Source organism: Streptomyces sp. GD-15H (genome assembly GCF_045291515.1).
Lineage (GTDB): Bacteria > Actinomycetota > Actinomycetes > Streptomycetales > Streptomycetaceae > Streptomyces.
This window is the reverse complement of the sequence record NZ_CP149447.1, coordinates 1,239,392-1,263,206: the sequence shown is the minus strand read 5'-3', so window position 1 is coordinate 1,263,206 and position 23,815 is coordinate 1,239,392. Positions and strand designations below refer to the sequence as shown.

Annotated in this window: 21 protein-coding genes and 5 pseudogenes; 12 read left to right on the top strand and 14 right to left on the bottom strand. The window is 68.8% G+C overall.

Annotated elements, in window-relative coordinates; genetic code table 11:
* Positions 1-59: 59 nt before the first annotated feature.
* Together WJ438_RS06255 and WJ438_RS06250 are read right to left on the bottom strand one after the other, a co-directional pair.
* Positions 60-617 (bottom strand): DUF3320 domain-containing protein, encoded by a 558-nt coding sequence (locus WJ438_RS06255; protein WP_406724310.1) that lies wholly within the window; start codon positions 615-617, stop codon positions 60-62.
* 3 nt (positions 618-620) lie between these two features.
* Positions 621-1,580, bottom strand: a complete 960-nt coding sequence (locus WJ438_RS06250) for an AAA domain-containing protein (protein WP_406724309.1) — start codon at positions 1,578-1,580, stop codon at positions 621-623.
* Positions 1,581-1,898: 318 nt separating this feature from the next.
* On the opposite strand from WJ438_RS06250, the gene WJ438_RS06245 reads away from it, so the two are divergent.
* Positions 1,899-3,470, top strand: a complete 1,572-nt coding sequence (locus WJ438_RS06245) for a phosphodiester glycosidase family protein (RefSeq protein WP_406729607.1) — start codon at positions 1,899-1,901, stop codon at positions 3,468-3,470.
* Between the two features lie 68 nt (positions 3,471-3,538).
* Here WJ438_RS06245 and WJ438_RS06240 read toward each other — a convergent pair whose 3' ends face one another.
* The 3 genes from WJ438_RS06240 to WJ438_RS06230 form a co-directional block, all read right to left on the bottom strand.
* Positions 3,539-4,750, bottom strand: coding sequence for a globin domain-containing protein (locus tag WJ438_RS06240; protein WP_406724308.1), 1,212 nt, complete (start codon positions 4,748-4,750; stop codon positions 3,539-3,541).
* 114 nt (positions 4,751-4,864) lie between these two features.
* Positions 4,865-5,041 (bottom strand): hypothetical protein, encoded by a 177-nt coding sequence (locus WJ438_RS06235; RefSeq protein WP_406724307.1) that lies wholly within the window; start codon positions 5,039-5,041, stop codon positions 4,865-4,867.
* A gap of 38 nt (positions 5,042-5,079) precedes the next feature.
* Positions 5,080-5,451, bottom strand: a complete 372-nt coding sequence (locus WJ438_RS06230) for a hypothetical protein (protein ID WP_406724306.1) — start codon at positions 5,449-5,451, stop codon at positions 5,080-5,082.
* A gap of 6 nt (positions 5,452-5,457) precedes the next feature.
* On the opposite strand from WJ438_RS06230, the gene WJ438_RS06225 reads away from it, so the two are divergent.
* The gene (locus WJ438_RS06225; protein ID WP_406724305.1) at positions 5,458-6,222 is read left to right on the top strand and encodes a helix-turn-helix domain-containing protein; all 765 of its coding nucleotides are present in this window, start codon (positions 5,458-5,460) and stop codon (positions 6,220-6,222) included.
* A 371-nt stretch (positions 6,223-6,593) separates the two neighbouring features.
* On the opposite strand, the gene WJ438_RS06220 is transcribed toward WJ438_RS06225, so the two are convergent.
* Complete coding sequence (locus tag WJ438_RS06220; RefSeq protein ID WP_406724304.1) at positions 6,594-6,974, bottom strand: GNAT family N-acetyltransferase; 381 nt, start codon at positions 6,972-6,974, stop codon at positions 6,594-6,596.
* Complete coding sequence (locus WJ438_RS06215; protein WP_406724303.1) at positions 6,956-7,510, bottom strand: hypothetical protein; 555 nt, start codon at positions 7,508-7,510, stop codon at positions 6,956-6,958. Before WJ438_RS06215 ends, WJ438_RS06220 begins: the two co-directional genes overlap by 19 nt.
* On the opposite strand from WJ438_RS06215, the pseudogene WJ438_RS06210 reads away from it, so the two are divergent.
* From WJ438_RS06210 to WJ438_RS06195, 4 genes and pseudogenes are all read left to right on the top strand, one after another.
* A pseudogene (locus tag WJ438_RS06210) lies at positions 7,487-7,627 on the top strand (transcriptional regulator); the annotation flags it as partial. The gene WJ438_RS06215 and the pseudogene WJ438_RS06210 sit on opposite strands and share 24 nt — an antisense overlap.
* A 5-nt stretch (positions 7,628-7,632) precedes the next feature.
* On the top strand, positions 7,633-7,896 hold the full coding sequence (locus WJ438_RS06205) for a DUF397 domain-containing protein (RefSeq protein WP_406724302.1): 264 nt from the start codon (positions 7,633-7,635) through the stop codon (positions 7,894-7,896).
* A gap of 446 nt (positions 7,897-8,342) precedes the next feature.
* Positions 8,343-10,016 (top strand): DUF262 domain-containing protein, encoded by a 1,674-nt coding sequence (locus WJ438_RS06200; RefSeq protein ID WP_406724301.1) that lies wholly within the window; start codon positions 8,343-8,345, stop codon positions 10,014-10,016.
* Positions 10,017-10,599: 583 nt separating this feature from the next.
* The gene (locus WJ438_RS06195) at positions 10,600-11,988 is read left to right on the top strand and encodes an IS1380 family transposase (RefSeq protein ID WP_406724300.1); all 1,389 of its coding nucleotides are present in this window, start codon (positions 10,600-10,602) and stop codon (positions 11,986-11,988) included.
* 127 nt (positions 11,989-12,115) lie between these two features.
* On the opposite strand, the gene WJ438_RS06190 is transcribed toward WJ438_RS06195, so the two are convergent.
* From WJ438_RS06190 to WJ438_RS06180, 3 genes are all read right to left on the bottom strand, one after another.
* Complete coding sequence (locus WJ438_RS06190) at positions 12,116-13,144, bottom strand: hypothetical protein (protein ID WP_406724299.1); 1,029 nt, start codon at positions 13,142-13,144, stop codon at positions 12,116-12,118.
* Between the two features lie 167 nt (positions 13,145-13,311).
* On the bottom strand, positions 13,312-13,821 hold the full coding sequence (locus WJ438_RS06185) for a hypothetical protein (protein WP_406724298.1): 510 nt from the start codon (positions 13,819-13,821) through the stop codon (positions 13,312-13,314).
* A gap of 41 nt (positions 13,822-13,862) precedes the next feature.
* Positions 13,863-14,384, bottom strand: coding sequence for a hypothetical protein (locus tag WJ438_RS06180; protein ID WP_406724297.1), 522 nt, complete (start codon positions 14,382-14,384; stop codon positions 13,863-13,865).
* Between the two features lie 77 nt (positions 14,385-14,461).
* Here WJ438_RS06180 and WJ438_RS06175 point away from each other — a divergent pair, with 77 nt between their 5' ends.
* Positions 14,462-14,731 (top strand): IS3 family transposase, encoded by a 270-nt coding sequence (locus WJ438_RS06175; RefSeq protein WP_406724296.1) that lies wholly within the window; start codon positions 14,462-14,464, stop codon positions 14,729-14,731.
* A gap of 135 nt (positions 14,732-14,866) precedes the next feature.
* Positions 14,867-15,042: pseudogene (locus WJ438_RS06170) on the top strand (IS6 family transposase); the annotation flags it as partial.
* A gap of 137 nt (positions 15,043-15,179) precedes the next feature.
* Here the strand turns inward: WJ438_RS06170 and WJ438_RS06165 are convergent.
* Entirely contained in the window at positions 15,180-15,701 is a 522-nt protein-coding gene (locus WJ438_RS06165) for a hypothetical protein (protein ID WP_406724295.1), read from the bottom strand.
* Between the two features lie 297 nt (positions 15,702-15,998).
* Between WJ438_RS06165 and WJ438_RS06160 the strand changes: the two are divergent.
* Positions 15,999-17,284: pseudogene (locus WJ438_RS06160) on the top strand (ATP-binding protein).
* A gap of 96 nt (positions 17,285-17,380) precedes the next feature.
* Here the strand turns inward: WJ438_RS06160 and WJ438_RS06155 are convergent.
* On the bottom strand, positions 17,381-19,105 hold the full coding sequence (locus WJ438_RS06155) for an IS1182 family transposase (protein WP_406723496.1): 1,725 nt from the start codon (positions 19,103-19,105) through the stop codon (positions 17,381-17,383).
* A gap of 291 nt (positions 19,106-19,396) precedes the next feature.
* Here WJ438_RS06155 and WJ438_RS06150 point away from each other — a divergent pair.
* A pseudogene (locus tag WJ438_RS06150) lies at positions 19,397-20,073 on the top strand (IS5 family transposase); the annotation flags it as partial.
* A gap of 20 nt (positions 20,074-20,093) precedes the next feature.
* Here WJ438_RS06150 and WJ438_RS06145 read toward each other — a convergent pair.
* A complete protein-coding gene (locus tag WJ438_RS06145) occupies positions 20,094-22,256 on the bottom strand; it encodes a recombinase family protein (RefSeq protein ID WP_406724294.1) in 2,163 nt (720 codons plus the stop codon).
* Between the two features lie 281 nt (positions 22,257-22,537).
* On the opposite strand from WJ438_RS06145, the gene WJ438_RS06140 reads away from it, so the two are divergent.
* The gene (locus WJ438_RS06140) at positions 22,538-22,714 is read left to right on the top strand and encodes a hypothetical protein (RefSeq protein ID WP_406724293.1); all 177 of its coding nucleotides are present in this window, start codon (positions 22,538-22,540) and stop codon (positions 22,712-22,714) included.
* Complete coding sequence (locus WJ438_RS06135) at positions 22,711-23,139, top strand: hypothetical protein (RefSeq protein WP_406724292.1); 429 nt, start codon at positions 22,711-22,713, stop codon at positions 23,137-23,139. Before WJ438_RS06140 ends, WJ438_RS06135 begins: the two co-directional genes overlap by 4 nt.
* A gap of 112 nt (positions 23,140-23,251) precedes the next feature.
* On the opposite strand, the pseudogene WJ438_RS06130 reads toward WJ438_RS06135, so the two are convergent.
* Positions 23,252-23,803, bottom strand: a pseudogene (locus WJ438_RS06130) (transposase family protein); the annotation flags it as partial.
* Positions 23,804-23,815 lie beyond the last annotated feature (12 nt).

Genomic DNA, 23,815 nt, shown 5'->3' with positions numbered 1-23,815 from the left:
CGCAGGTGGGCGTCGGACCAAGGTTTCCTTTGGTCCGGACGCCCGCCCGTCGGCCGCCCTCAGCCGCTGAGGGAGCCGTCCTCCACGGACACCAGACCTGCCGGGCCTTCCTCGACCGCGTTCCTGGCGATGAGCGCGTCGATGTCCTTGTCGAAGGCGGCCCGGATGTCGGCCCCCAACCGCAGCCAGCCGAAGAACCGGGCCGCTTGCCTGGCGAGTTCCTCGCGGCGCAGGCATGGAGGCTCGGAAAGGACGCCCAGCAGGGCCACCTGACGCTCGGTCGGCGGAACATGTGAGACCTTCTTGCGGTCGAAGTCCGCACTGGGCGTACGGGCCGTCGCCACCTCACGACCGGGCAGGTCCCACGCCGTTCCCGTCCGCACCGCGGACTCTCTGCCGGCCAGCCGCTTCAGCGCCTTGCGGACGCTGGCCTGCACGATCCGGCCCGCACGATCGAGGTCCCAAGCCTCCCTCATCCTGCCGATCAGTACGTCCTCTTCGATGGGACCCTCGACCGAGATGATGTGAGGGGCCACGTCCGCGACCAGATCGACCGCCTCGGCCTCACGCAGATCGATGCTGCCGAGGCCCGTCCACCTGCCCAGGGCGCGCCGCAACTCTTACAGCTCCGCGAGACGCGTGGCGCGGTAGGGCGTGCTCCAGCGCGAGCGGTCCGACTCCTCGACGGGAACGATCTCGACCTCCGCCGTCACCGGCTCGGACACGACCGCCGTTTCCGGTTCCGCGGCCGGCGCGTACGGATCGACCGCGCACGCCGCTTCGACCGCCTCGCGCAACCGCCGCTGTGCGTCCTTGCGATTGCGGTACCGGTCGGTTCCCCAGATGCGGTGGAGGTTCCGCCCCAGGCCACGCAGGATCTCCTTCCGCAGCCGGTCACGGTCGCGTGCGGCACGCGAGGAGTGGTACGTCGCGCCGTCGCACTCGATCCCGAGCGCGTACGACCCGGGAGCTCCCGGATGCCGGACCGCCATGTCGATGCGGAAACCGGCGACACCCACCTGGGGCTGTACGTCGTAGCCCCAGTCACGCAAGGTGGCGAGCACGTCCTCCTCGAAGGGACTCTCCGGCGCCGCGTCCGCGTCGGGCGCCGCCGTGGCCAGGATCGCCGGGCCCTGCTCCGCGTACTGCAGATAACGCTTGAGGTGCTGGACGCTCTTGTTCGCGCTGTCCGGCAGGTCCCCGCCGTGGAAGGACGCCACGACCTCCATCCGGTGCCGCGCCCGGGTCACGGCCACGTTCAGCCGCCGCCAGCCGCCCTCGCGGTTGATCGGACCGAACTGGGCGCGCAGCTTGCCCTGCGCGTTGGGGCCGTAGCCGATCGACAGGATGATCACGTCGCGTTCGTCACCCTGCACCGTCTCCAGGTTCTTCACGAAGAAGCCGCCCAGACGGTCCTCGGTGAAGTACTCGTCGAGGTCGGGCCGCATGAAGCACGGCTTGAGTCGCTGCACGACGTCCCGCGTCTCGTCCAGAAGCAGTCGCACCGGCTTGTGCCGCCGCTGGAGCTTCACCTGACGGCGCAGGACTCGCGGCCCGTTGTCGGGCCCGTCCAATGCCACGACCGTTGCCGCCTCCGCCCCAACGCAGGCTCTCACACGGATGTGCGGTGCCATGGTCCCGCTCTCGAGGATCTTGACGTGAGCCGGAACCAGTCGATACTGGTGCAGCACGCGCAGTCAGCTGTCCATAGCAGTGTCGGCACGAGGCGGGGGGAATGGTGCGCGTTCGAACCCAGTCTGCGGTCCACCAGTCCACCAGCAGTGCGACTTCTGGGCTGAGCACTGACGAACCGCGGTCCCCTCCTCATGCCATCCTTCCAGGCGGTGCCGATGAAGAAGAGACTGTCCGGCGCGGGTGCCGTTCTCGGCGTCCTCGTCATGGTGGGCGTGCTGGCGTCGCCGGCGTCGCCCCTGGACCCGCAGCAGCGTCACCACGCCGCCCTGCCCCTGGGCCCGTCCGATCTGACCGAGACCCGTACCACGACCACCCTGCAGCCGGGTGTCACCCTCACCCGCATCGTGCGCGGTGACGACGACCCGGCGCTGCACTGGACGGTCGAGGTCTCCATCCCCGCCGGTGACACCTCACCGGACCCCGACGCGCCACCGACCGCCCTGAAGGACAGGGCGAGTGCCGACGAACTGGCCGCCGCACTCGAGCGGGACGGTTTCGCCGCCCGGGTCGAGGAGGTGACGACGGCGAAGGTGGCCGACTACGCCGGCGGCACGCTCGGGTGGCGGGTCCGCATCGGCTCCTTCGCCTCGCAGTCCGCGGCGACGTCCGAACGCGCGCGGCTGAGGGCGGCCGGTCACACGGGAGCCGCCGTGTACACCGGCTGGGACGGCGCCGCCACGGACCGCGGCCCCTGGCGCGTCGACGTGCTCACCATCGACCCGCGCACGTTCCGCGGCGACTTGGCGGCCTCGTACGGCCCGGACCTGGAGAACCGCGAGACCACCAGCGAACTGGCGAAGGCGGCCGGCGCGACCGCGGCGGTCAACGCCGGGTTCTTCGTCCTCGACCCGAAAGCGGGCGCGCCGGGCGATCCGGCCGGCGTGGGCGTCTACGACGGACGCCTGTTGAGCGAACCGGTGAGTGGACGCCCCGGCCTGGTGGTCCACGACAACGGCCGACGGACGGAGATCACCCGGCTCACCTGGCGAGGACAGGTCATCGGTCATGACTCCTCCCTGCGCCTGAACGGCGTCAACCGCGTCCCCGGCCTGATCAGGAACTGCGGCGGCACCGAAGGCGACCTTCCGACCTCGCTGCCCCTGCACGACGTCACCTGCACCAACCCCGACGAACTCGTCGCCTTCACACCGGACTACGGTCGACGCACGCCGCAGGGCGAGGGACTCGAGGCCGTACTGGACGCCCGGGACCGAGTCGTCGAGCTGCGCTCACCCCGCGGTGGGCCGCTCCCGGACGGCGGCAGCTCCGTCCAGGCAACCGGCCGACACGTCGCCGAGCTGACCGGACTCGCGCGCGTCGGCGACCGCCTGCGCGTCAAGGCGACCCTGCTGGACGAACGCGGACACCCGGTCGCTCCCTCACCCCGTACCGACATCCTGAACGCCGGCCCCGAACTGGTCCGCGACGGACGGCTCCACGTCACACCCGCCACCGACGGCATGGTGCACCCGGGCGACCCGAGCTGGTACTACGGCTGGGTGCACAAGCGCAACCCGCGCACCCTGGCCGGAGTGGACGCCGCCGGCCGTACCGTGCTCGTCACCGCCGACGGACGCGGCACCGACGCCCTCGGGCTCAGCATCGGCGAGAGCGCCGAGGTCGCCAAGGCACTCGGACTGCGCGACGCGGCCAACCTCGACGGCGGCGGCTCGACCACGATGGTGGCCGACGGCCATGTCATCAACGACCCGTCCGACGCCGCCGGCGAACGCCCGGTCGGAGAGGCCTTGTTGGTCCTGCCCCGCAGGGACTGAACCGCCCCGGGTCCGGTGGAGGTCCGGGACCTGTCCCGAGTCGCGTGGAGTCGGGACAGCCGTGACGGTCAGTCCAGGTCGGCCTGCCACAGGTCGGGGCCGAAGACCTCGTACTGGATGTCGCGCGGGGCGACCCCCTGCTCGATCAGCCGGCTTCGTACGGCCTGCATGAAGGGCAGAGGCCCGCACAGGTAGTAGAGGGCGTCGCCGGGGACGTCGACGGCGGACAGGTCCATCTGTCCCTCGAAGACGCCGTTCACCGGTTCGAGGCTGTGCGTGTCCTTTTCGTACCAGAGGTACATCCGTGCGTCCCGCAACGCCAGCACGTCGTTGATTACTTGCCGCCGCAGCGGGAAGGACGCCTCGTCGAGGTCGGCGTGGAGAAGGGTGATCGACAGCCCGGAGTCGGCCGCGACCAGGTGGGACAGCATTCCCGCCATGGGGGAGATGCCGATGCCCGCGCTGGCGAACACCACCGGCCGTCCCGAGTCGTCGAGCACCACGTCGCCGTACGGCAGCGACAGCGTCAGGACGTCGCCCACCCCGACGGAGTCGTGCAGCAGCGCCGACATCTCGCCGTCGGGGTCGCCGCCCTCGCCACGCACCCGCTTCACCGAGAACTGGCGGTGCTCGCCGTCGTCGGCGCGGGTCAGGCTGTACTGGCGGGGCTGGAGCTTCCCGTCGGGCATCCGCATCCGGACGGTGACGTACTGGCCCGGCAGTGAGGTCTTCACCAGGCGGTCGTCGTTCCGCTTGACCACGAAGGTGACCACCTCGTCGGTCTCCTTGATCTTCCGCTCCACCCGCCAGTCCCGCCAGACCGTCTCCGGCCGGACCCCGCGGGCGCTGTAGAGGCCGCGCTCCTGGTTGATCAGGGCGTTGGCCATCAGCCAGTACACCTCGTCCCAGGCCGCGGCGACCTCCTCGGTGACCGCGTCGCCCAGGACGTCGCCGATCGCCCACATCAGGTGGTCGTGGACGACCTGGTACTGGTCCGGGCGGATACCGAGCGAGGCGTGCTTGTGGGCGATCCGGCGCAGTAGTTGCTCCGGCACCCGCTCCGGTGTCTCCACCAGGGTCGTCGCGAACGCGGCCACCGAGCCGGCCAGGGCCTGCTGCTGGTGGCCGTGCGCCTGGTTGCCGCGGTTGAAGACGCCGTCGAGGAGTTCGGGGTGTGCGGAGAACATATGCCGGTAGAAGCGCTGGGCGATCTCACCGATGTGGTCGGCGACCACGGGGAGCGTGGTGGTGATGACGGGACGGGACGTGTCGGAGAGCATGTGCCTTCCCTCCGGAACGGGCGGGGACTCCTGGCCCGCTCCAGGTACCCGCCCCCTCCTGCGCGACACGGCCTGCCGGCAGTCGGACAGTCCCCACGGGCTGCATGATCAGCGTCAGCCCCTTGAACGAGTGAGGGTGCCGACCCGCACGGTGGGCATCTCCGCCGGCGCGGCGTCGGCGGCGCGCAGCTTCGCGGTGGGGATGCCGACGGTCTCCAGCCACGCTCGCACCCGGGTGGCGAGCGCGTCCGGCTCGGCCTCTCGGCGCGGGTTGTCGGGTCCTCCACCCACTGCCGGACGGCGTCACGGTGCAGGAGCGGGACTCTGCGTCAGGCTGCGGCCAGCGCGACCGCGACCGCCCAGCCGAGGTAGCCGAGGTTGACCGCCAGCCGCGCCGCCACGCCGACCGGCCGCCACAGCACGCTGGGGTGACGGCGGTGTGCGTGCCGCAGCGCATCGAGGTGCGAGACGAGGTAGACGGTGATGAGACAGGCGGCCGACCAGGCGCCGACCGATCGGCTCGTGGGCGCCAGGATGAGTGCGCCCACGAGGAGCTCCGCAGCTCCACTGGCTGCCACGAGCAGGTCGGCACGACCGAGCCAGGACGGCACCAGGGACCGGAAGTACCCCGGGAACACGAAATGCGAGCAGCCCGCCAGCAGGATGAATACCGCCAGGGCGACGGCAGCGATAGAGTCCATGGCGCGATGATCGACGCATTCCGCGCATGGACGCTTGAACAAAACGATCGACGACTCGTCTTCGCCACCGGTGCCCGGGCAACGATGTTCGCCGAGTCCGGTGCCTCCGGCGTCGCCCGTCATCAGCACCCGGCCTGGAAAGTGGTGCTGCCGATCGGTGGCCACGCGAAGATCGGGCAGGACGGCGGGCACTCCCGCACAGCGGCCGGGCTGATCGTGCCCCCACAGCTCGCCCACACCTGTGCGGCGACGTCCTCCTATGCCGCCCTGTTCGTCGATCCCTGGCTCGTACGGGCCGACGTGGGGCTGGTACGGCTTGACGTCTCCACAGTACGGCGCCTGATCGCAGCCCTCGGCCCCGTCGGCATCGACGGACCAAGCTCTGCGCCCGACCTGGCCGCGGCCTACAGCGAGCTCGTCACTCTCCTCGGGGCCGCGCCCGTGCTCGATGCGAGGGTGGCTCACGCCTTGCGGGAGATCATGCGCCCGGGTCCCCGCACCTCCCTTCACGCGATCGCCGCCGACGTCGGGCTGTCGCCGTCGCGGCTGCGCGCCCTGGCCCGCGAGTCGGTGGGAGTCCCACTCGCCCGGTTGCGCCGATGGGGACGGCTGCGGCACGCGATCGCCCACCTGCCCCACACATCAGTGGCCGGGGCCGCGGCCGATGCGGGCTTCGCCGATCAGGCCCATCTGACCCGGACATCCAGCAACTTGCTCGGACGCACTCCGGCGTCCATTCGCCGCGCGGCACCCGCCGCACGCCACTGCTGATCTCGGGACGTGTCATTTCCTCTGCCATGCCCCCGGACGATCGGCGATCACCATCGTCCGGGTCGACTGCCGGCTCCCCGATCCGACGGGCTTGTACCGGCCGTCTGATCAGCCCACCTCGCGGCGAGAAAAGAAGCAGCGCCGCATTCGGTCACCGATCTCACCCACGACGATCACCAGCGCAGCACTCGCCGCGCACCCCGCAAGGCTCGCTGACTGACCGAGCATCTTGTCCAAGAGCCAGAAAACAGCGGTGACAGCTGCCCACCACATAGCCCACAGGCAGATCACAGACCACCAGCGTCGCCTCTTCACGGCAGCACGGTACGTCTTCCGGTGTCCTCCTCAGGATGGCCGGAGTTCGAGAACAGCTACTGCCGGTAACCGGCCCTCGCGAAGTGGGCGGCCATCAGTACGTTGGTCTGGTCCGTCCCGGCCACGACACGGTCCACGCTCTCGTCGGCGAGCTTGTGTGTGGCCTCGACGAGCAGGTCATAGGCGTATCCGTGGCCGCGGTGCTCGGGCACCACGCCGATGTAGCCGATGAGAGGGTCTCCGTAGTGGCGGCCGGGGACGCTCAGGCCGACGAGTTCCCCGGCGGAGTCGTAGGCCGGGCGACACCACCCGCGCGGGCTCGGCAACCAGCGCACATGGTCCAGCTCTTCCTGGGCGGCCGCCTCCAGCACGGATGTGGCGACAGTGCGGCGCACATGGGCGTCGAGGCGGATCGCGCCTACAGATCTTCCTCGCACTCAGTGACGGAAGGCGGTGCGGCCTCGATGATCGTGGCCATGCCGACAACCGGCCTGCCCTCGTGCATGGTGATCACATCGCCGGGCTGCACACGGCGCCACTGTTCGGGGCTGAGTGGCGCCAAAGGGACCGTCGCGCCTTCTCCCGGGGCCAGGCCGGGCGCACCCTCCACCCACAGTCGCGCAACGTTCACTGCCTGCCCGCCGTCGGGCGCCCGGTTGCCGATGTCCCAGAGCGGCCGCAGCTGCCCCTGCCCGGAGAACGCGGTCCGACGTCCGCCCTCCTCCGTGCTCAGCAGGCTCAGCCTGGCCCGGAGGGTGCCGTGCTGCGTCTCCCAGGCCCGCCACTCGCACCAGTCGGCGCTGTGCTCCAGCATCATCTGGCGGGCGGCGTCCGCGAGTAGCGACCAGAATCGCAGGGAAACAGGGTGCTCGTCCGCGATCTCCATCAGGAGGTCGAGGACGAACTCCCGTTCCTGTGCACGGAACCGTGGAACGTGGAGCTGCAGATCATGCCGCAGCGGCAGCCGTACCACGCGGGCACGGACGGACCGATGCGCCTCCTGGAGGCCCCGGAACGCCAGTGGCTCGGGTACGCGGAGGGTCAGAAGACCGGGCAGTCGGTGTCCGGCCGAGAAGCGGTGAGCGTGATGCGGATGTGCTGTGCCAAGCTGCGCTCGCAGGCACTGTCCCCGGTGGAGTCGGTGGAGTTGTCGCAGAGGACGCGAGGAGCGCCAGGAACACCGTCAACGAGCTGGACTGGTTCAAGAGCAGCTACAGCGGATCCGAGGGCGACGACTGCGTGGAGGTCGCGCACGCCCCCGGAGCCGTGCACGTGCGCGACTCCAAGCAGCAGGACGGTCCCCGGTTCACGGTCTCCCCTTCCGTCTGGGGTGATTTCCTCGGATGTGCGGGGGGCTGAACGGTCTGTGCCGCCATCGGCCCGCGTGATCCGGAGTCCCCGATTCTGATCATGCGGGCCGTAGGCCAGGTAGTCCCGCTCTCTCGAACGCGGGCCGGACATCGGCCTCATCCTCCGTGAAAAAGCCGTGGCTCCGCCCGCTCACCCCTCCCTACACTCGGCAACGAGCAGGCGCTGCCTCGATGTGGGGTCGCGCGTTCGAGACCGTGAGGGAAGTCCGGCCATGCGTGACCACACTGCTGCAGCCGTTCTCCGGACCCGGTCCGTCCGCTCCGAGGTGCTCCTCGTGTCCTCGGCCATCCGGTGCCCGCTGCGCGGCCGGTACCGGTCCTCGACAAGAAGGCCCGACCGACCTGCAGGAGACGACCCGAAGCGCCCCCCGGGTCCCAAGCCAAGCTCGCAGGACTCCTGGGACACAGCGTCAACGGCTCCTACATCATTGGGACATGCAGCAACTCGAGGCGCAGGAAGTGTCCCTGCACAAGGTGTTCAGCAGCGACTACGACTTCAGGATCCCGGACTACCAGCGGCCGTACGCCTGGGACGTCGAGCAGGCCGTCCAACTGCTCACCGACTTGGAGGAGTCGCTGGACAGGGGGACGGACGAGCCGTACTTCCTCGGCTCCATCGTGCTCGTCAAGGCGAAGGGCAACGCGCCCGCCGAGGTCATCGACGGCCAGCAGCGTCTCACCACCCTGACCATCCTGCTCGCCCTCCTTCGCGATTTGACGGAGGACCCCGACCTGCGCAGTGATCTCGACAAATTGGTCACGGAGCCCGGCAACAAGGTCCGCCGGCTCGCTCCCAAGCCCAGGGTCACCCTGCGGATCCGCGACGCCGGCTTCTTCCAGCAGTACGTCCAGACGAAGGAAGCCACCGAGGCACTGCGGACCCTGAAGGAGGAGACGCTGCCGACGGACGCGCAGAAGGCCGTCCTGCGCAACGCGAAGGCGCTGCACGCGATACTCGTCGGCTGGTCGGAGGAGCGCCGGCTGGATCTCGTGCAGATGCTTGGCGAGCGCACCTTCCTGGTCATCGTCAGCACCCCCGATCTGGACAGCGCGCACCGCATCTTCAGCGTCATGAACTCCCGGGGCATGGACCTCTCGCCCACGGACATCTTCAAGTCGCACATCATCGGTGCTCTGGACGAGAAGACCTCGGAGGAGTGCGCCCGCAAGTGGGAAGACGCGGAGGAGGCTCTGGGCCGAGACGACTTCGCCGACCTCTTCCTCCACCTGCGCATGGTGTTCGCCATGAAGCGGGCAGAGCGGGAACTACTCAAAGAGTTTCCCGGGCAGGTGCTCAGCCACTACCTGCCCGGCAAGGCCGAGTCGTTCGTCAATGACGTCGTCGTGCCGTACGCGGACGCCTACGTGCAGATCCGCGACGCCAGCTACTCGGCGTCCTCTGGGGCGGAACAGGTCAACGCCTGGTTCAAACGCCTTCAGCAGGTCGACAACAACGACTGGCGGCCCGCGGCCCTGTGGGCGCTGCGTAACCACGGTGACGACCCTGCCTGGCTCGACGAGTTCTTCGGCGCACTGGAGCGGCTGGCGGCCAGCATGTTCATCCGTCGCGTCTACACCACTCCCCGCGTCATGCGTTACGCCGACCTACTGCGCGAACTCGACGCAGGCAAGGGCCTGGACGCGACGTCCTTTGCCCTGACGGATGCGGAGAAGGCCGAGACACTCGCGCGCCTGGACGGCGACATCTACCTCGTCACCAGGACCCGCAAGTACATCCTGCTGCGTCTGGACGAGATGCTGGCCGGAAAGCCCGGGGTCTCGTACGACCACGCCCTGATTACCGTCGAGCACGTGCTACCGCAGAACCCGAAGCAGGGGTCGAAGTGGCTGCGGCACTTCACCGACGAGCAGCGCAGTGAGTGGACGCACCGGTTGGGCAACCTCGTCCTGCTCAACCGGACGAAGAACGCCTACGCCCAGAACTACGACTTCACCGAGAAGAAGACCAAGTACTTCACCGGCAGGCACGGCGTCTCCACGTTCGCCCTGACCAGCCAGGTGCTGCAGCACCAGGAGTGGGTGCCGGAACTGCTGCAGAAGCGGCAGCGGCGGCTCCTGGGGCTGCTGGCCGACGAGTGGGATCTGTAAGAGTCAGCGACAGCAGCCTGCAGGGCTCATGTGTCTGCAGGCTGCTCGCTCATCCAGGAAGCTCGGCTCGGGAAATGGCGGACAAGCCGGCGATGAGCTGGGCAGACCAGTCGGGGTGGGCGTTCAACTCGTTGGGGAAGTGTATGAACGTCTGCTTGCCTTGGACGAGCAAGCGTCCGGAGAAGCTCGTGGCTGACGCCGCGCGGCCCTGGAAAACCGTCAGTTCCCAGTCAGTAGGGTGGGAAGTGTCCCTAGCGGCCCTGCACAGTGCGAACTGGCACTCAGGCGTTGCCTTGAAGGCGAAGTACCCATCCTCTGCTATGGACCGGAAGAGGCTTTCTTGCTCAGGTCGGGGATGGACTCTACGTACCAGCAGTGGATGCCAGTCCGTGTCAGGGCTTTTGGAGGCGAGGTCGACGGCTAGGCGCTTGCGAAGCTCCTGATGGTGAAACGCGATGCTCAGCCTGGATCCACCGCATGACGGCTGGGCTGCGGAAGGCGGAACGAGAAGAGGTGCCTGCTGACCTGCGATGATGGGAGTTCTCACGCTTCCATCCGCTGCAACCAGCAAGGCACCTCGTAAGTGAAATCCTCCCACAGTCCGGCGGCGGTGTTCGCCGCGTTCGACGAACCGAATCTGATCGCGCATGCCGGGCTGGTCCCGGCCGTCCGGCTGGCCGAGCGGTGCGACCTGCCGCGTCTGGTCGCCGAGAAGGTGAAGCTGACCGGCGCGAAGAACGGCGCGGGCACGGCGGCGGACGCAAAGGCCCTGTCCGTCGTGGCCGGGATGGTCGCCGGCGCGGACAGCATCGACGACCTGGATGTGCTGCGGCACGGTGGCCTGCCCCGCCTGTTCGGCGGGGTGCGGGCTCCGTCCACGCTGGGCAGCTTCCTGCGCGCTTTCACCTGGGGGCATGTGCGCCAACTCCAGTCGGCGACACGTGCGTTCACCTGCAACCTGGCCGCGCATACCGGGCTGGTGCCGAAGGGCGACGAGGTGGTGTTCGTGGACATCGACTCCAAGGTCAAGCAGGTCTACGGGCCGGCCAAGCAGGGCGCCTCCTTCGGCTACACCAAGGTCCGCGGCCTGCACTTCCAGATCGTCACGGTCAAGACGCCCACCTGCGCGCCGGTCATCGTCGCCACCAGACTGCGCAGGGGCTCGGCAGGCTCCGGCAAGGGGGCGGCGAGTCTGCTGCGCGAGGCCCTGGCCACGGTGCGGGCCATGGGGATCACCGCGCAGATCATCGTGCGCGCCGACTCGGCGTTCTTCTCCCACAAGGTCGTCGACGCCTGCAGGAAGGCCGGGGCCCGGTTCTCGCTGGCGGTCGCGGTCGGGAAGAAGATCCGCGAAGCGATCGCGCCCATCGCCGAGGACGCCTGGACACCGATCGAGTACACCGACGCCGTCTGGGATGACGAGGAGGAACGCTGGGTTTCCGACGCGGAGATCGCTGAGGTCCCGTTCACCGCGTTCACCAGCAAGAAGAAGCAGTTCCACACCACGGCCCGGCTCATCGTGCGCCGCGTGAAACGCCTGAACCCGAAGACGGTCCCGGAAGGGCAGGCCGAGTTGTTCGGCGTTTGGCGCCACCACGCCATCTTCACCGACAGCCGCTTCGAGCTGGTCCAGGCCGAGCCGATGCACCGCGAACACGCCGTCGTCGAGCAGGTCTTCGCCGACCTGGAGAACTCCGCGCTCGGCCATCTGCCCTCGGGGAAGTTCACCGCGAATGCCGCCTGGCTGACCCTGGCCGCCACCGCCTACAACCTCACCCGGGCCGCCGGCCACCTCGCCTCCGCCTTCCACGCCAGGGCAAGGACCGGCACCATCCGCCGCCACCTGATCCACGTTCCGGCCCGGATCGCCGCCAAGGCCCGGACGATCACGTTCCACCTCCCTCAACGCTGGCGGTGGGAAGACGACTTCACCGACCTGTGGACCGCCACCGGACAGCGCCTGCGCACCTGAACTCGCTGCCCCGACCTGCCCGCCTACCGCCCGTGGACCTTGGAGAACCCGCCACCGGAACGGCCATCCGGCACACAGCCCTGCCCGAAACCGGAAAACCCGCCCGAAGACGGGTCACACCGCGCGATCAAAATTCATGCGGTGGATCCAGGCTCAGTAGCTGCTTGGCGGCGTCGTCTACTACCCGGTAGGTGTTCGGCCAGCGTTCTTCCCACCGGTCTCCAAGTGCCGCATCGACCCAGGATTGGAGCAGATTGTCCAACGGCCCGGCATAGTGATTGCGTCCGGCTTCCTCCATGGCAAGGCGGATGGCGCCGGGAAAGCTTTTGGCGCGGTCCTGGTCCTGTTGCCGTTCGAACCTGTCAGGGTCGGTTGTTTCCAGGTGTGCGTTTTCGATCTTCAGCAGCCTGACCAGCAGCTTCCTGCGTCCGTAAGCGCCGATGGGCATTCCGCGCAGCGCGTCCGCCACCGCGTCGTCGGCGCACCACGCCTCCTCATCAAGCAGCCACTCTGCCGCTTCGGCGCGCACCTCGGCCGGCTGGGCCTGGTCACCTGCAACCCAGCGGGCGATGCTGTAGGCGTGGTCGTCGTCCACGCCGTAGGCTCCGGTCGCGAGGTGTGCGATGTTGACATCGGGAGCGAGGCTTTTGGCGGCCTCATATCCCTTTTGGCCCTCCTTGTTGATCAGCTCGCCGATGGCTGGCCAGCGGAGGTCGTCCTGCAAGTCAGAGGCCGCGACGAGGTGCCGGAGAGCGGCGAGATATTCCTGCCGCTGTTCGTCCTCGGTCAGCTCCGGCTGCGCGGGGCCTTTGCGGTGGTTTGACACCCAGTAGACCCGTTGCATCTCACGCCAGGGGTCCGAGGTGTTGATCACCCACCATGCCGCGCTTGCCGCGCTTCCGCCCCTGCTCAGCAGATGGTCGAGTGCGGCTGCGCGGTATTCGAGGTCATCTACGGTGCCGAGGTCGGTGTCTGCGATCAGTGCCAGCAGCGCGGGGATTCCGCGTTCAGGGGCCGTGTCGGCCAGTTCTGCTGCCTCCCGGACGCGTTGCGCGTCCTCGTCCACCTCGTCGAGTTCCTCTTCCTCGTCCTCCCAGTCCCATTCGTCCTCCGTAAGGTCGTCACTCTGGCTGGCGTCATGTGCGGCATCCGACACGGTTGGTCCTTTCGGTGGGTGGTATGCGCTGCTCATCACAGCGAATGCCAGCGGCAACGTTCCGGCAGGGGGCCGGCCTCGGTACTGGTAGGAGTCGGTGATCAAGTGGCTTGTAATCGAAGGCTGGCGCTGCCTCCGGTTACTGTGAGTATCTGTCAGTGGCGGCCTCAGGTAGCACTTTGTGCTGCGGTGTCGGGATCGACGCCTTGGTGCCGTAGCCGCGCGCGGACCCTCTCCCACCGCTCAGCGGGCAACTGCCACCCGATCACCGATCCGGTGTCACTCGCGGAGAAGGAGACTCCTGATCCCGTCGGCCCCCAGATCTCTGCGGAGATGGTGTGCGACACGAGGATGATGAAGCATTCGTACTGCCGTTCGTCCGTCAGGTCCAGGACGACGGCGGTCTCCCCTTCCCGAGCCCCCGTCGCGCCGGCGATGGCGGTGAGGGCGGCCTGGGCATCCGAAGGCCAGGGGAGGTCGGAAATAAGATCAATGTCCGTCGAAGCCGCGTCAGGTGCCACCTCCCGGATCACCTCTTCCACCACTGTCCGCGCTGTTTCGGGGGCGGTGCCTTCCAAAAGGAAGAGGTCAAGCGGACGTGGCCTCTGGCCATCGCGGCTTCCCAAAAGCCGCGCGAACTCGGTGAGTGCGCACGTGAGTGAGCGTTTGGCGGACATCGGGCTGTTGTCTCCTCCGGTGAGGTTCTGCGCGGATCGTTTCATCGGTTGCGGTTGCCGGGTGCGTAGTTTTTCCAGGGGGCTCCGGCTTCGGTGGCGATGCGGGTGGTGCTCTTGTCGTGGTAGCCCAGTGCCTGGGCAATGACGGGGGCCGGGGCCTGGAGGACGAGCTGGCGGATGGCGGAGGTCCGGCCCTTCTCGACAGGGATGCCGAGTTCGCGAAGTGCGTCGCGCAGGGTGGCGGGGTTCATGGGCTGGCTCACCCGGCGGCCGGGGAAGAGCCAGGGCGAGTTCTGGCTGATGGCGGGGGTGCAGGCGGGCAGGGCCTGGAGGTAGTCGAGCAGGAGGTCGGCCACCGGCTCGGGCCCCGGAGTGGGCGGGTCGCCGAGCCGGAGCGCGACGTGCGAGCCGTCGCGGAGAACGTCGTCGGCCGTCATGCGGACGATCCGGCTGACCGGCTGGGCGAACAGCAGGACCAGACAGGCGGCGACCCGAACTCGCAGCGCGGTGCTGCCGTCGGCGAGGACCCGTTGCAGGGCGGCGACGCGTTGGTGCTGGCCCATTGGGTGGGGGTTGGTAGTCGGGGGTTGAATCGCCCCGGGTTTGATGGAGACATCGAAGACCCGGAAGGATGCCGATCATGGCTGCGCCCAAGAAGTACTCCGACGAACTACGTGAGCGTGCGACGCGGATGGCGGTCGAGGCGTTCAACAGCCTGTTCAAGGCCGAGCTGATCCGCAACAAGGGGCCGTGGACCGGCATCGACGACGTCGAGATCGCGGTCGCCGAGTACATCGACTGGTTCAACCGGCGACGCCTCCACGGCGAGCTCGGGCACCTCCCGCCCGCCGAGTACGAGGCCCTCCATACTGCATCACCCGCATCAGAACTCACCTTGAAAACCAGCTAACCCACCGTCCACCAAACCCGGGGCTTGACAATCCCAACTTCCCCTGCAATCACGGACTCCACGCTACGAGGGGAACCTCACTCGCTGGGAGGGGTCGTTCGTGGACAGCGCGCCGCCGTCGTACCAGGGCGCCGGTACCCGGTCGAGATCATCTCCCACTGTGTGTGGCTGTACCACCGCTTCCCGCTGTCGTTCCGCGAGGTCGAGGAGCTGATGCCGGGCGCGGCGTGGTCGTCTCCCACGAGACGGTCCGGCGGTGGTGCGCCAAGTTCGGGCAGGTCTACGCAGGCGCACTACGCCGCCGGCGGCCCCGGCCGGGGGCGTAGTGGCTCTACCTGGCGACAAAAGCCGAGCTGAGCCGACGGTTCGCGCGGATCTACACCCCGCGGCCGTCAGGGCCCGCTCTACCAGCGCTTCTGCCGACCTCACAGCCAGGGAACCCGGCTGATCAGTCTTCGGACTCGTGACGAGCTCGCTGCCACGCTTCCTCAAAGTCACCAGGTCCGATCTCCATGGACGCATATTGCGGATCATGAAGGTCGAACGGCGGGTTGAACGGCCAGTCCTCAATGCCCGTCTTGACCGAACCACCGTGCCGGCTGATCTCAACCTGCCGCACCCGCCGTCCGTCCGGCCCGAGTTCCATCAGGAAGACCTCTCCTTCATCGCCCTCCGGCCAGCGCACGTAGACACGGTCCCGTCCCGCCAGGACACCGAATCCAGGCTGACCACGCTGGGCATCCCTCTGTGCTCGGAGGCTGGACAGCGGATTCGGATCCGGAGCGTCAAGGTGGACCTCCTCCAAGCCCCACGTCTCGGCACGTCTCACCGCGTCCGGGTCCGCGATCACCTCGACTTCGGCGCAGGCACTGACGATCTCCTCGGCAGATCCCGCCCGCACCCACCACCACAGGCCTCCCATCCCATAGTCATGAAGGACCAGGTAGCGCGTCTTCCCGACCTCATCCATGTGGCTCACAGCCCGTGAGCCTACGTTGCTCCAGGTCCAGGGCGGGTTCCTCCTGACGGTCCGGCGACGACTCGGCTCGCAGCCCCGGATTCCGCAGAAGCCAGATGCCCTGAGATTCCCGCGCCGGGTGTTCTCACTCGACCCGGCAACTCCGCAGCTCGGCACAGGATCCGCAGATAAACTCAACGCGACAGGACAGACGCGCGCCCGGGAGGCGCACCTGGGGAGAATGAAGCAAGGGTCCGTGGCGGGGCACTACCTGAGCCGGGGAGCGGCGGTGGCCCCCTCTCGAGGGTGATGACGATGCCGGCGTGGCGATTTCGGGACTTCCACGACGATGATCTGGACCGCGCCATCCAGATCTGGGACCAGAACCAGCAGGTGGACGAGGCTCCTGCCGTTTTCCCGGTATCGGAGGTCGTGGCCGCAGCCAGGGCCGCAGGACCGGCCGTGGTGGCGGTGGTCGGCGACGAGCTGGTGGGCGTCGGCGTGGCGCAGGTCTCCGGCGAGAGGGGCTGGATCATCCTGGTGGCCCTGGCCGGGACGTGGCGCAGCCGCGGCATCGAAAGCTCCTTGATCGCCGAGCTTGAGCGGCGCTTGCGGTCCCAGGGAGTCCGCCGGATCGGCGCGCTCCTGGCCCCGGGGGCGACGGGAGCCGTTGCCTTGGAAAATTCAGGCTACCGGTCCCGGACCGGGCTCGTCTTCCACGAGAAGGTCGAGCAGCTCGGCGCGAGCGATGCCGGCCTCCTGGCGGAGTTGGGGGAAGGATGCTTCCCGGGGATCTGTGGGACGGCCTTGCGGGGATGGAAGAGGTGAAGGAGGCCATCGAGCGGCGGATCGTGCTGCCGCTGGCCCGGCCCGCGCTGGCCGAGCGGTATGGGGTGAGGCCGCCGAAGGGGGTCATCCTCTTCGGGCCGCCGGGCACCGGCAAGACCAGCTTCGCCCGAGCGGTCGCCTCGCGGCTGGGGTGGCCCTTCGTGGAACTCTTCCCGTCCCGGCTTGCGTCGTTTCGGGAGGGGGGACTGGCGGCCTCGCTGCGGGAGGCGTTCACCGAGCTGGCCGAGCTGGAGACGGTGGTTCTCTTCATCGACGAGGTCGAGGAGATCGCTTCTGCCCGGTCCGGTACGGCTGTCGACCCCAGTCATGGAGTCACCAACGAACTGCTCAAGCTGATCCCCGGCTTCCGCGACCACGACGACCGCCTCTTGATCTGCGCCACGAACTCCGTCCGCTTCCTCGACCCTGCGTTCCTTCGGCCCGGCCGCTTCGACTACGTCATCCCGGTCGGCCCGCCCGATCCGCAGGCCCGTTCGGCGGTCTGGCGGCGCTACCTCGGGGCCGCCGCCACCCATGTCGATCTCCGCCGTCTGGTGGAGGCAAGCGCAATGTTCACGCCGGCCGATATCGAGTTCGCCGCTCGCAAGGGCGCCCAGACCGCCTTCGAACGCGAAGTCGCCCAGGGGGAAGGCGCCCCGGCCGGCACGGAGGACTACCTGCAGGCCGTCGCACAGACCCGTCCCACACTCACCGACCAGGCACTGACGGACTTCGCCGAGGACACCGAGGAGTACGTACGCATGTGACACCACGGCACACACCGCGGACCCGCCCTTCACATCGCCTAGTCGGCGGCACGCTACCGGGACCAGGCCCACCCAGGACTCTGCTGCTCAATTCCGTCAGGCGGTGAGTCGGTAGCTGAGGCGCTCGAGCTGGCTGGTACGGGTGCGGCGGAGTGGGTGATCACTCCAGTGGGCGTCGAGCCGGATGATGTTGATCGCGGTGGCGGAGAAGGCGTGCTGGAGACGGACTTTCGGCAGGCCGCGGTAGCGGGCCCGGCGCATCCCGGTGACGTCGAGAGCCTGGTTGATCGTGCCCTCGATGCCGGCGCGCAGGGCGTACTTGTCCCTCCAGGTGTCGGTCTTCTGCTCGGCGCGGGCTCGGACGAGGGCCTCGTGGGGTTCTCTCGGCTGCAGGGTGAGCATCCGGCGGCCGATCTTGGAGGTGGTGCACTGTGCCCGGAAGGGGCAGGGGCGGCAGGTCAGCACGCTGAAGGTGATCACGATCGCGTCCTGGCCGTGCTGCTTGACGGGGTTCCAGTTGAGGTTGATGCGGCCGGCGGGGCAGCGGACCTGGCGGGTCTTCCAGTCGATGGTGAAGGCGCTCTTGTCGAAGCCGGCGGCGGCGCGGGCCTGGGCGGAGTGGTTGAGCAGGACCGGGGTGACCATGGTGATGCCCTGCGCGCGGGCAGCGGTGATCAGGTCGGCGGAGGGATAACCGGCATCTAGGTAGTGCTCGGCGGGTTTCAGGCCGCGTGCGGCCAGGCGCTGCTGGATGGTGGCGGTCGCCTTCACATCCGGCACCGTGGCGTCGGTGGTGGCCACGTCCGTGATCAGGTTCGGTGATGGGACGGCCTTCCTCCCGGCTTCGGCTTCGGCTTCGGCTTCGGCGGGAGTGTGGCAGGTGGTCTCCGTGAGGTGGACCTTGTAGCCCATCCAGTACAGGGCCTCGCCCTTGGCCGCCCAGCGGGCATCGGTGTCATACGGCGAGGCCAGGCGCAGTTGGCCAGGCGGGACGCCCTCGTCGTCGGCCTCCCGCTTGCAGATCACCTCCCGCCCCCGGGTGTCGGTGCGCAGGTAGTAGGTCTGCACGAGGACCTGCCGCAGGATCTGCACGGCCTCGATCTCGCGGATCCACGCGGGGGTGTCGGCGGCCCAGGCGGCCCGGCACAGCGTGTAGCCGTCCTGGGCGAATACGAGCGCGAGCCGGTCGCGCTTGGTCTTCGACACCGGCATCGTCCAGCCGTTCACGCGGAGCCCGTAGCGGTGGGCGAATTCCGCGACGTCGATTGTCTCGGCCAGCCAGGCCGGGGCCGCCACCGCGAGGGCCTCCAGTGCCGCGCGGATACTCTCCCCGGCCAGCTCCAGGCGGTTCAACTCCCGCACCGCGCTGATCACATGGGTGGAGTCGGTGCGCTGCTTGCCTCCGGCACCGACCAGCCCGGCATCCTTGCAGTGCTCAAGGAGCCGGTCGAAGACAACGCGCTCCAGGCCCTGGTCGGCCAGCCGGGCACGGAACCGGCTCAGCACGCTCGCATCGAAGCCGGTATCAGTGAGTTCCGCCCCGATCGCGTACTTCCAGTCGATCGCCCGCACGGCCATCGCGGCGGCCTGCCGGTCGGTCAGGTCCTCGGCGAACTGCAACACGGTGACCAGCGACAGCACCGCAGGCGACAGGCCGGGCGCCCCGCGCACCCCGAACGCGTCGGCAAACGGCTCGTCTGCGAAGACCTCGGCCAGATGATCCCGAACCCGGATCGCCAGACTGCCCTTCGGGAACGCGGCGCGGGCCACGACCGCGGTCTGTTCCGGGATCTTCGGCAACCCCTTCGGCTGCAACGACATCCACCACCCCCGCGGCCGCACGACAGGACAAGACCGCACGGACGATCATCCCGTACCCGCAGGGCTCCACGAGCCGAATTGCGCAGCAGAGTCACCCAGGGGACCAAAGCCCAGAGCATCACCTCAGCTACTTGTCACCTCGCCGTAGCTTAGGGAGCGGAGGACGGAGCGCCCTGTCAAAAGTTCTGGGAGGGCGGTATGTGAGCTGATGTCCCGGTTCGTGGTCGCCTGATCGTGTGGGTGTGCGGCATCCGGGCCGGTCGACGGACTTGGCCGTGTTGGGGTGGCGGGGTGAGTGAGCGCAAGCCCTCCAAGAGCGACTTATCCGATGAGCGGTGGCCCCGATCGAGCCCGTGATCTCCGCGTGGAAGGCCGGGCACCGGTCGGTCTCCGGGCACGAAGGCCGGTACGAGATGCGGGAGATCGTGAACGCGATCCTCTACCAGTCCCGGGCCGGGTGCCAGTGGGACTACCTGCCGCACGACCTGCCGCCTCGCGGCGCGGTGTACTACTACTTCGCAAAGTGGCGCGACGATGGAACCGATCAGACCATCCATGACCTGTTGCGCTGGCAGGTGCGGGAGAAGAAGAAGCGATTAGCCGACTCGAGCCTGGTGGTGCCGGACACGCAGAGCGTGCACGCCGCGGCGGGAGTGCCGGCCACCACGACCGGCCGTGATCCGGCCAAGCGGGTGCCGGGCCGCAAGCGGGGGCTCGCCGTGGACGTGCTGGGGCTGGTGATCGCGGTGGTGGTACTGGCCGCCTCGGCGCACGAGAACGCCGCGGGCATCGCCCTGCTGGACAAGGTGACCGCCGACACCGACACCGTGAAGAAGGCGCTGGTCGACCAGGGTTTCAAGAACGCAGTCGTCGGGCACGGCGCCGCCCTGGGCGTCGACGTGGAGATCGTCGAGCGCAACCCGTCCAACAAGGGGTTCGTACCCCAGCCCAAGCGGTGGGTGGTGGAGATCTGTCAAGCACAGCGCACTCATGGAGTCTGTTGCTCTGCCGTCTCGGCGGTCTCGGTCCAGATGCGGCGGCTGTACCAGCCGGGCGGGCGGGTGCGGCGTTCGCGGAGTTCGGCGAGTTCTCGCTGGTCGGCGTGGGCGATGAGCCGGTGGGGCCAGCAGCTTTCCCGGCGGGTGGTGATCCAGCCGCGGTTGATCCAGGCATAGAGAGTGGAGGTGGTCATGTCCAGCTCGGCGGCCAGGTGCCCCAGCCACCACTCGTTGGGGCCGGGCTCCTCGCCGGGTGGTGCGGGGCGGTGCCGGTGGACGCGGCCTGCGGGACAGGCCAGGCGGCGCATGAGGTCGCGGACGGTGGCTGCGGAGATCCGTTTGCCGCCCTTCGCGGGCCGGAAGCCCTCGGCTTCCAGGCGGTCGGCGATTCCGCTGGCTCCTATGCCCTGGCCTGCGAGTTCGCGGATCCGATCGGTCAGTTGCGGGTAGCAGCTGAGCTGTTCCAACCGCTGGACCGGGCGGATGACCTCTCCCGCCGTCGTGGTCCCGCCTGCCCAGACGATGGTGACCTTCACCCGCTCGCTGGTGCCGAGCACGGTGACGACGACCTTGTCGACGACCGCGCGGACGATCTCCTTGCGGTCCGCCCTTGTGGTGCTGCGCGCGCGCCACAAACCCTCGATGTCGCCGGCCAGGGCCGTGATGGTCTGCCGCTCGGCCAAAGTGAGGATGCGCGGACTGCTGCGGGTGAAGCGGTCGTACTCCTCGCAAAGCCGCTGCTGGGCGGCGAGTGCGTCCTCCCACTCCTTCTCCAGCTGGCGCACGACCAGGCGGTTCTCCGGTTCGGCGAGGTGGTGGCTGCGGCGGGCCCGGTCGGCGTCCTGCGCGGCGCGTTCCAACCGCCTCGACCACAGCCGTTCCAGCTCGGCCCGCTCGGCCAGGACCTGGTCGGCCGCGCGCAGGGACACCTCGACGGCGGCGGGCGTCAGTGCCGCGAGGACCTGCTGCTCGACGAAGGCGTCCACGCAGGCGGAGTTGAGCAGCTGGCAGCTCTTGTGCGCGCCGTAGTTGGTCATGTCCCGGGCGCACACGTACTCGGGCAGTGCCTTGCTGTGCTGGGTGTGGTAGCGCACGCTCATGCGCCGGTTGCAGCGTCCGCAGTGCACCAGCCCGGCCGTGAGCGCCCGGCCGCCTCGCACCGCGCCCATGGCTTCGGCGCGGGCGCGGTTGGCCGCCAGTTTCGCCTCGTTCGCCTCGAACCGGGCGACGGTGATGTAGGCGGGCAGGGCATTCGGGATCATCACATGCCATCCGTCCCGGGAGCGGACGACCCGTCCGGTGCTCGGCCGGGCCGGGTCCTGGCGGCGCGGGTCGACCCGGCGCCGCCCGTAGGCGTAGATGCCGGCATAGGCGGGATTGTGCAGCAGGGTCTGCAGTGTCATCCGGTTCGGCCTTCGCCACTCCAGGGTGCCCTTGTCCGGCCCCTCCCGCAGCCGGATGCCCAACTGGATGTCGTGGTCCACGAGATAGCGCAGCACGCCGTGCAAGGTGCCGAGCCGCTCGAACTGCGCGAAGATCAGGCGGATCACGGTCTGCACCTGTTCGTCCGGGTCCAGGGCGGCCTCCCCGGACGGGCGGCGGACATAGCCGCTGGGCAGGGGGAAGGTCAGCTCGCCGCGGCGGGCCTTGTTCAGGCGCCCGCTCCACATCCGTTGCTTGATCAGGTGCAGTTCGGCCTCGCTCATCGTGCCCTTGAGCCCCAGCAGCAGCCGGTCGTTGTACTCGGCCGGGTCGTAGACCCCGTCGGGGTCCGCCAGTACCGCACCCGACAGGGCGCACAGCTCGATCAGCTGGTACCAGTCCTTGCCGGAGCGGGCCAGGCGGGACATCTCGATGCCCAGCACGAGACCGACGTGGTCCAGCCCGATCTCGGTGACCAGACGCTGGAAGCCGGTGCGGGCGACCGCACTCGATGCCGACCTGCCCAGGTCCTCGTCGATCACCAGGATCCGGTCCGCCGGCCAGCCGAGCGCGACCGCCCGGTCCGCCAGGGCGTACTGCAACCGGGTCGACTCCTGGTGGTCGACGAGCTGCCGGCGGGTGGACTGGCGGACATAGACCACCGCGAGCCGCTGCAGGTGACGGTCGTCGATCTTGCTGCCGGGCCGCTCCCACGGCATCACCGAGGTCATCGTCGGTCCCGCTCACTTGCCATTGCTGCAACCGGCAACGCGCGGCTCGCCAGCCGCACCAACTGCCCCACCACCGCCCGTCGGTTCACCTCCGGCAGTGCTGCCCACACCTGCCCGTCCGGCACTGCCGGAATCGTTCTCTGGGGCCGACGTCACTGTCGTCGCGCATGGCGACTCATCTCCCTCGTCACGGTCCCGCAGCCGCTTGGCCACCGCGGCCAGCCGCAGCAGGCCCTCACGACCGATTATCGGCGCCCGCTCACTGTCCAGACCGTCCATATGTGCAGTGTGACTGGGCGATGGAGCAGACCTACGGCATCCTCCTGCTGCACCGCCGTCTCGTCCGCGACTACGAACACCGCCCCGCCTCCTCGAAGTCACGGGTGTCCTGGGCGATGAGCGACGTGATAACCCGCCGACTGACCGGCACCATCGCCCCCACCTGGCGCGACGCGTGACCGGACACGACGCGGCCCGCCCGTTCCCGGAGCAGATCGAGAACCGCGAGCGGAACCTGACCGGCGAGGCCGAGCAGACTCGGGCCCGGATCGATGACCTGACCGCGCGACTGCACGAACTCGACGAGGAACTCGACCACCTCCGGATCACCCGCAAGACCCTTATCGGCCTCGCTGACGACCTCGCCCCCGAACCGGCTCCGCAGCCCGTCGCCCGGGTCCCGGACCACCCCGCCTACCGGCAGATCCTGGCGGTCTTCGCCGACGCCGACCGGCCGCTACGGGCCCGGGACCTCTGCCAGGCCCTCGACCTGCCGATCACCGCGAAGAACACCGAAGGTATCCGTTCGAAGCTGAAACGCCTGGTCAGCCGCGGCATCCTCATCGAATCCGAACCCGGCCTGTTCGCCCAGCCCCGCCCCTGACGACCACCCCGGGGCTACGACCAGCACACCTCACCCAACCGCAACCCCGAAACGGACATCAGCTCACGTACCTCCCTCTGAGAAAACGTCAGTGAGTGAGCCTTTTCCATCTTCATTCTGAGCTGGTCAGATGCAGGCAGAGGACCGCCTGGACGAGGCTGGTGATCCGGGTGGTCGAGCACCGCAGTTTGCGGAGGAGCCGCCAGGACTTGAGGGTGGCGACGGCCTGCTCGACCAGGGCCCGGATCTTTGCGTGGGACCGGTTCACCGCCTTCTGGCCTGCGGAGAGGATCTCCCACCGTCCCCAGCACGGGATGCGGACCGTGCCGCCGGCGCCCCGGTAGCCCTTGTCCGCCCAGCACTGGATGCCGGCCTCGGCGAGGGCGTCGACGATGCCGTGTTCGCGGGCCGCACGGACGTCGTGGCCGGCCCCGGGCAGGGCCGGTGAGGCCCACAGCAGCAGGCCGAAGGGATCGGCGATGACCTGCACGTTCATCCCGTGTCTCTTGTGTTTGCCGGAGTGTGCGCCGTGAGGCGCTTGTTGTTCGAGTGGAGGTGAAAGACCGCCGCCGCCGTCCTGTCGCAGCAGGACGGTTGAAGCTGAGGGCAGCCTGACCCGGGAGGTGCCGGGGAGGGCGGGAAGCAGCCCTGACAAAGCCGGGACGTGCCAGTACTG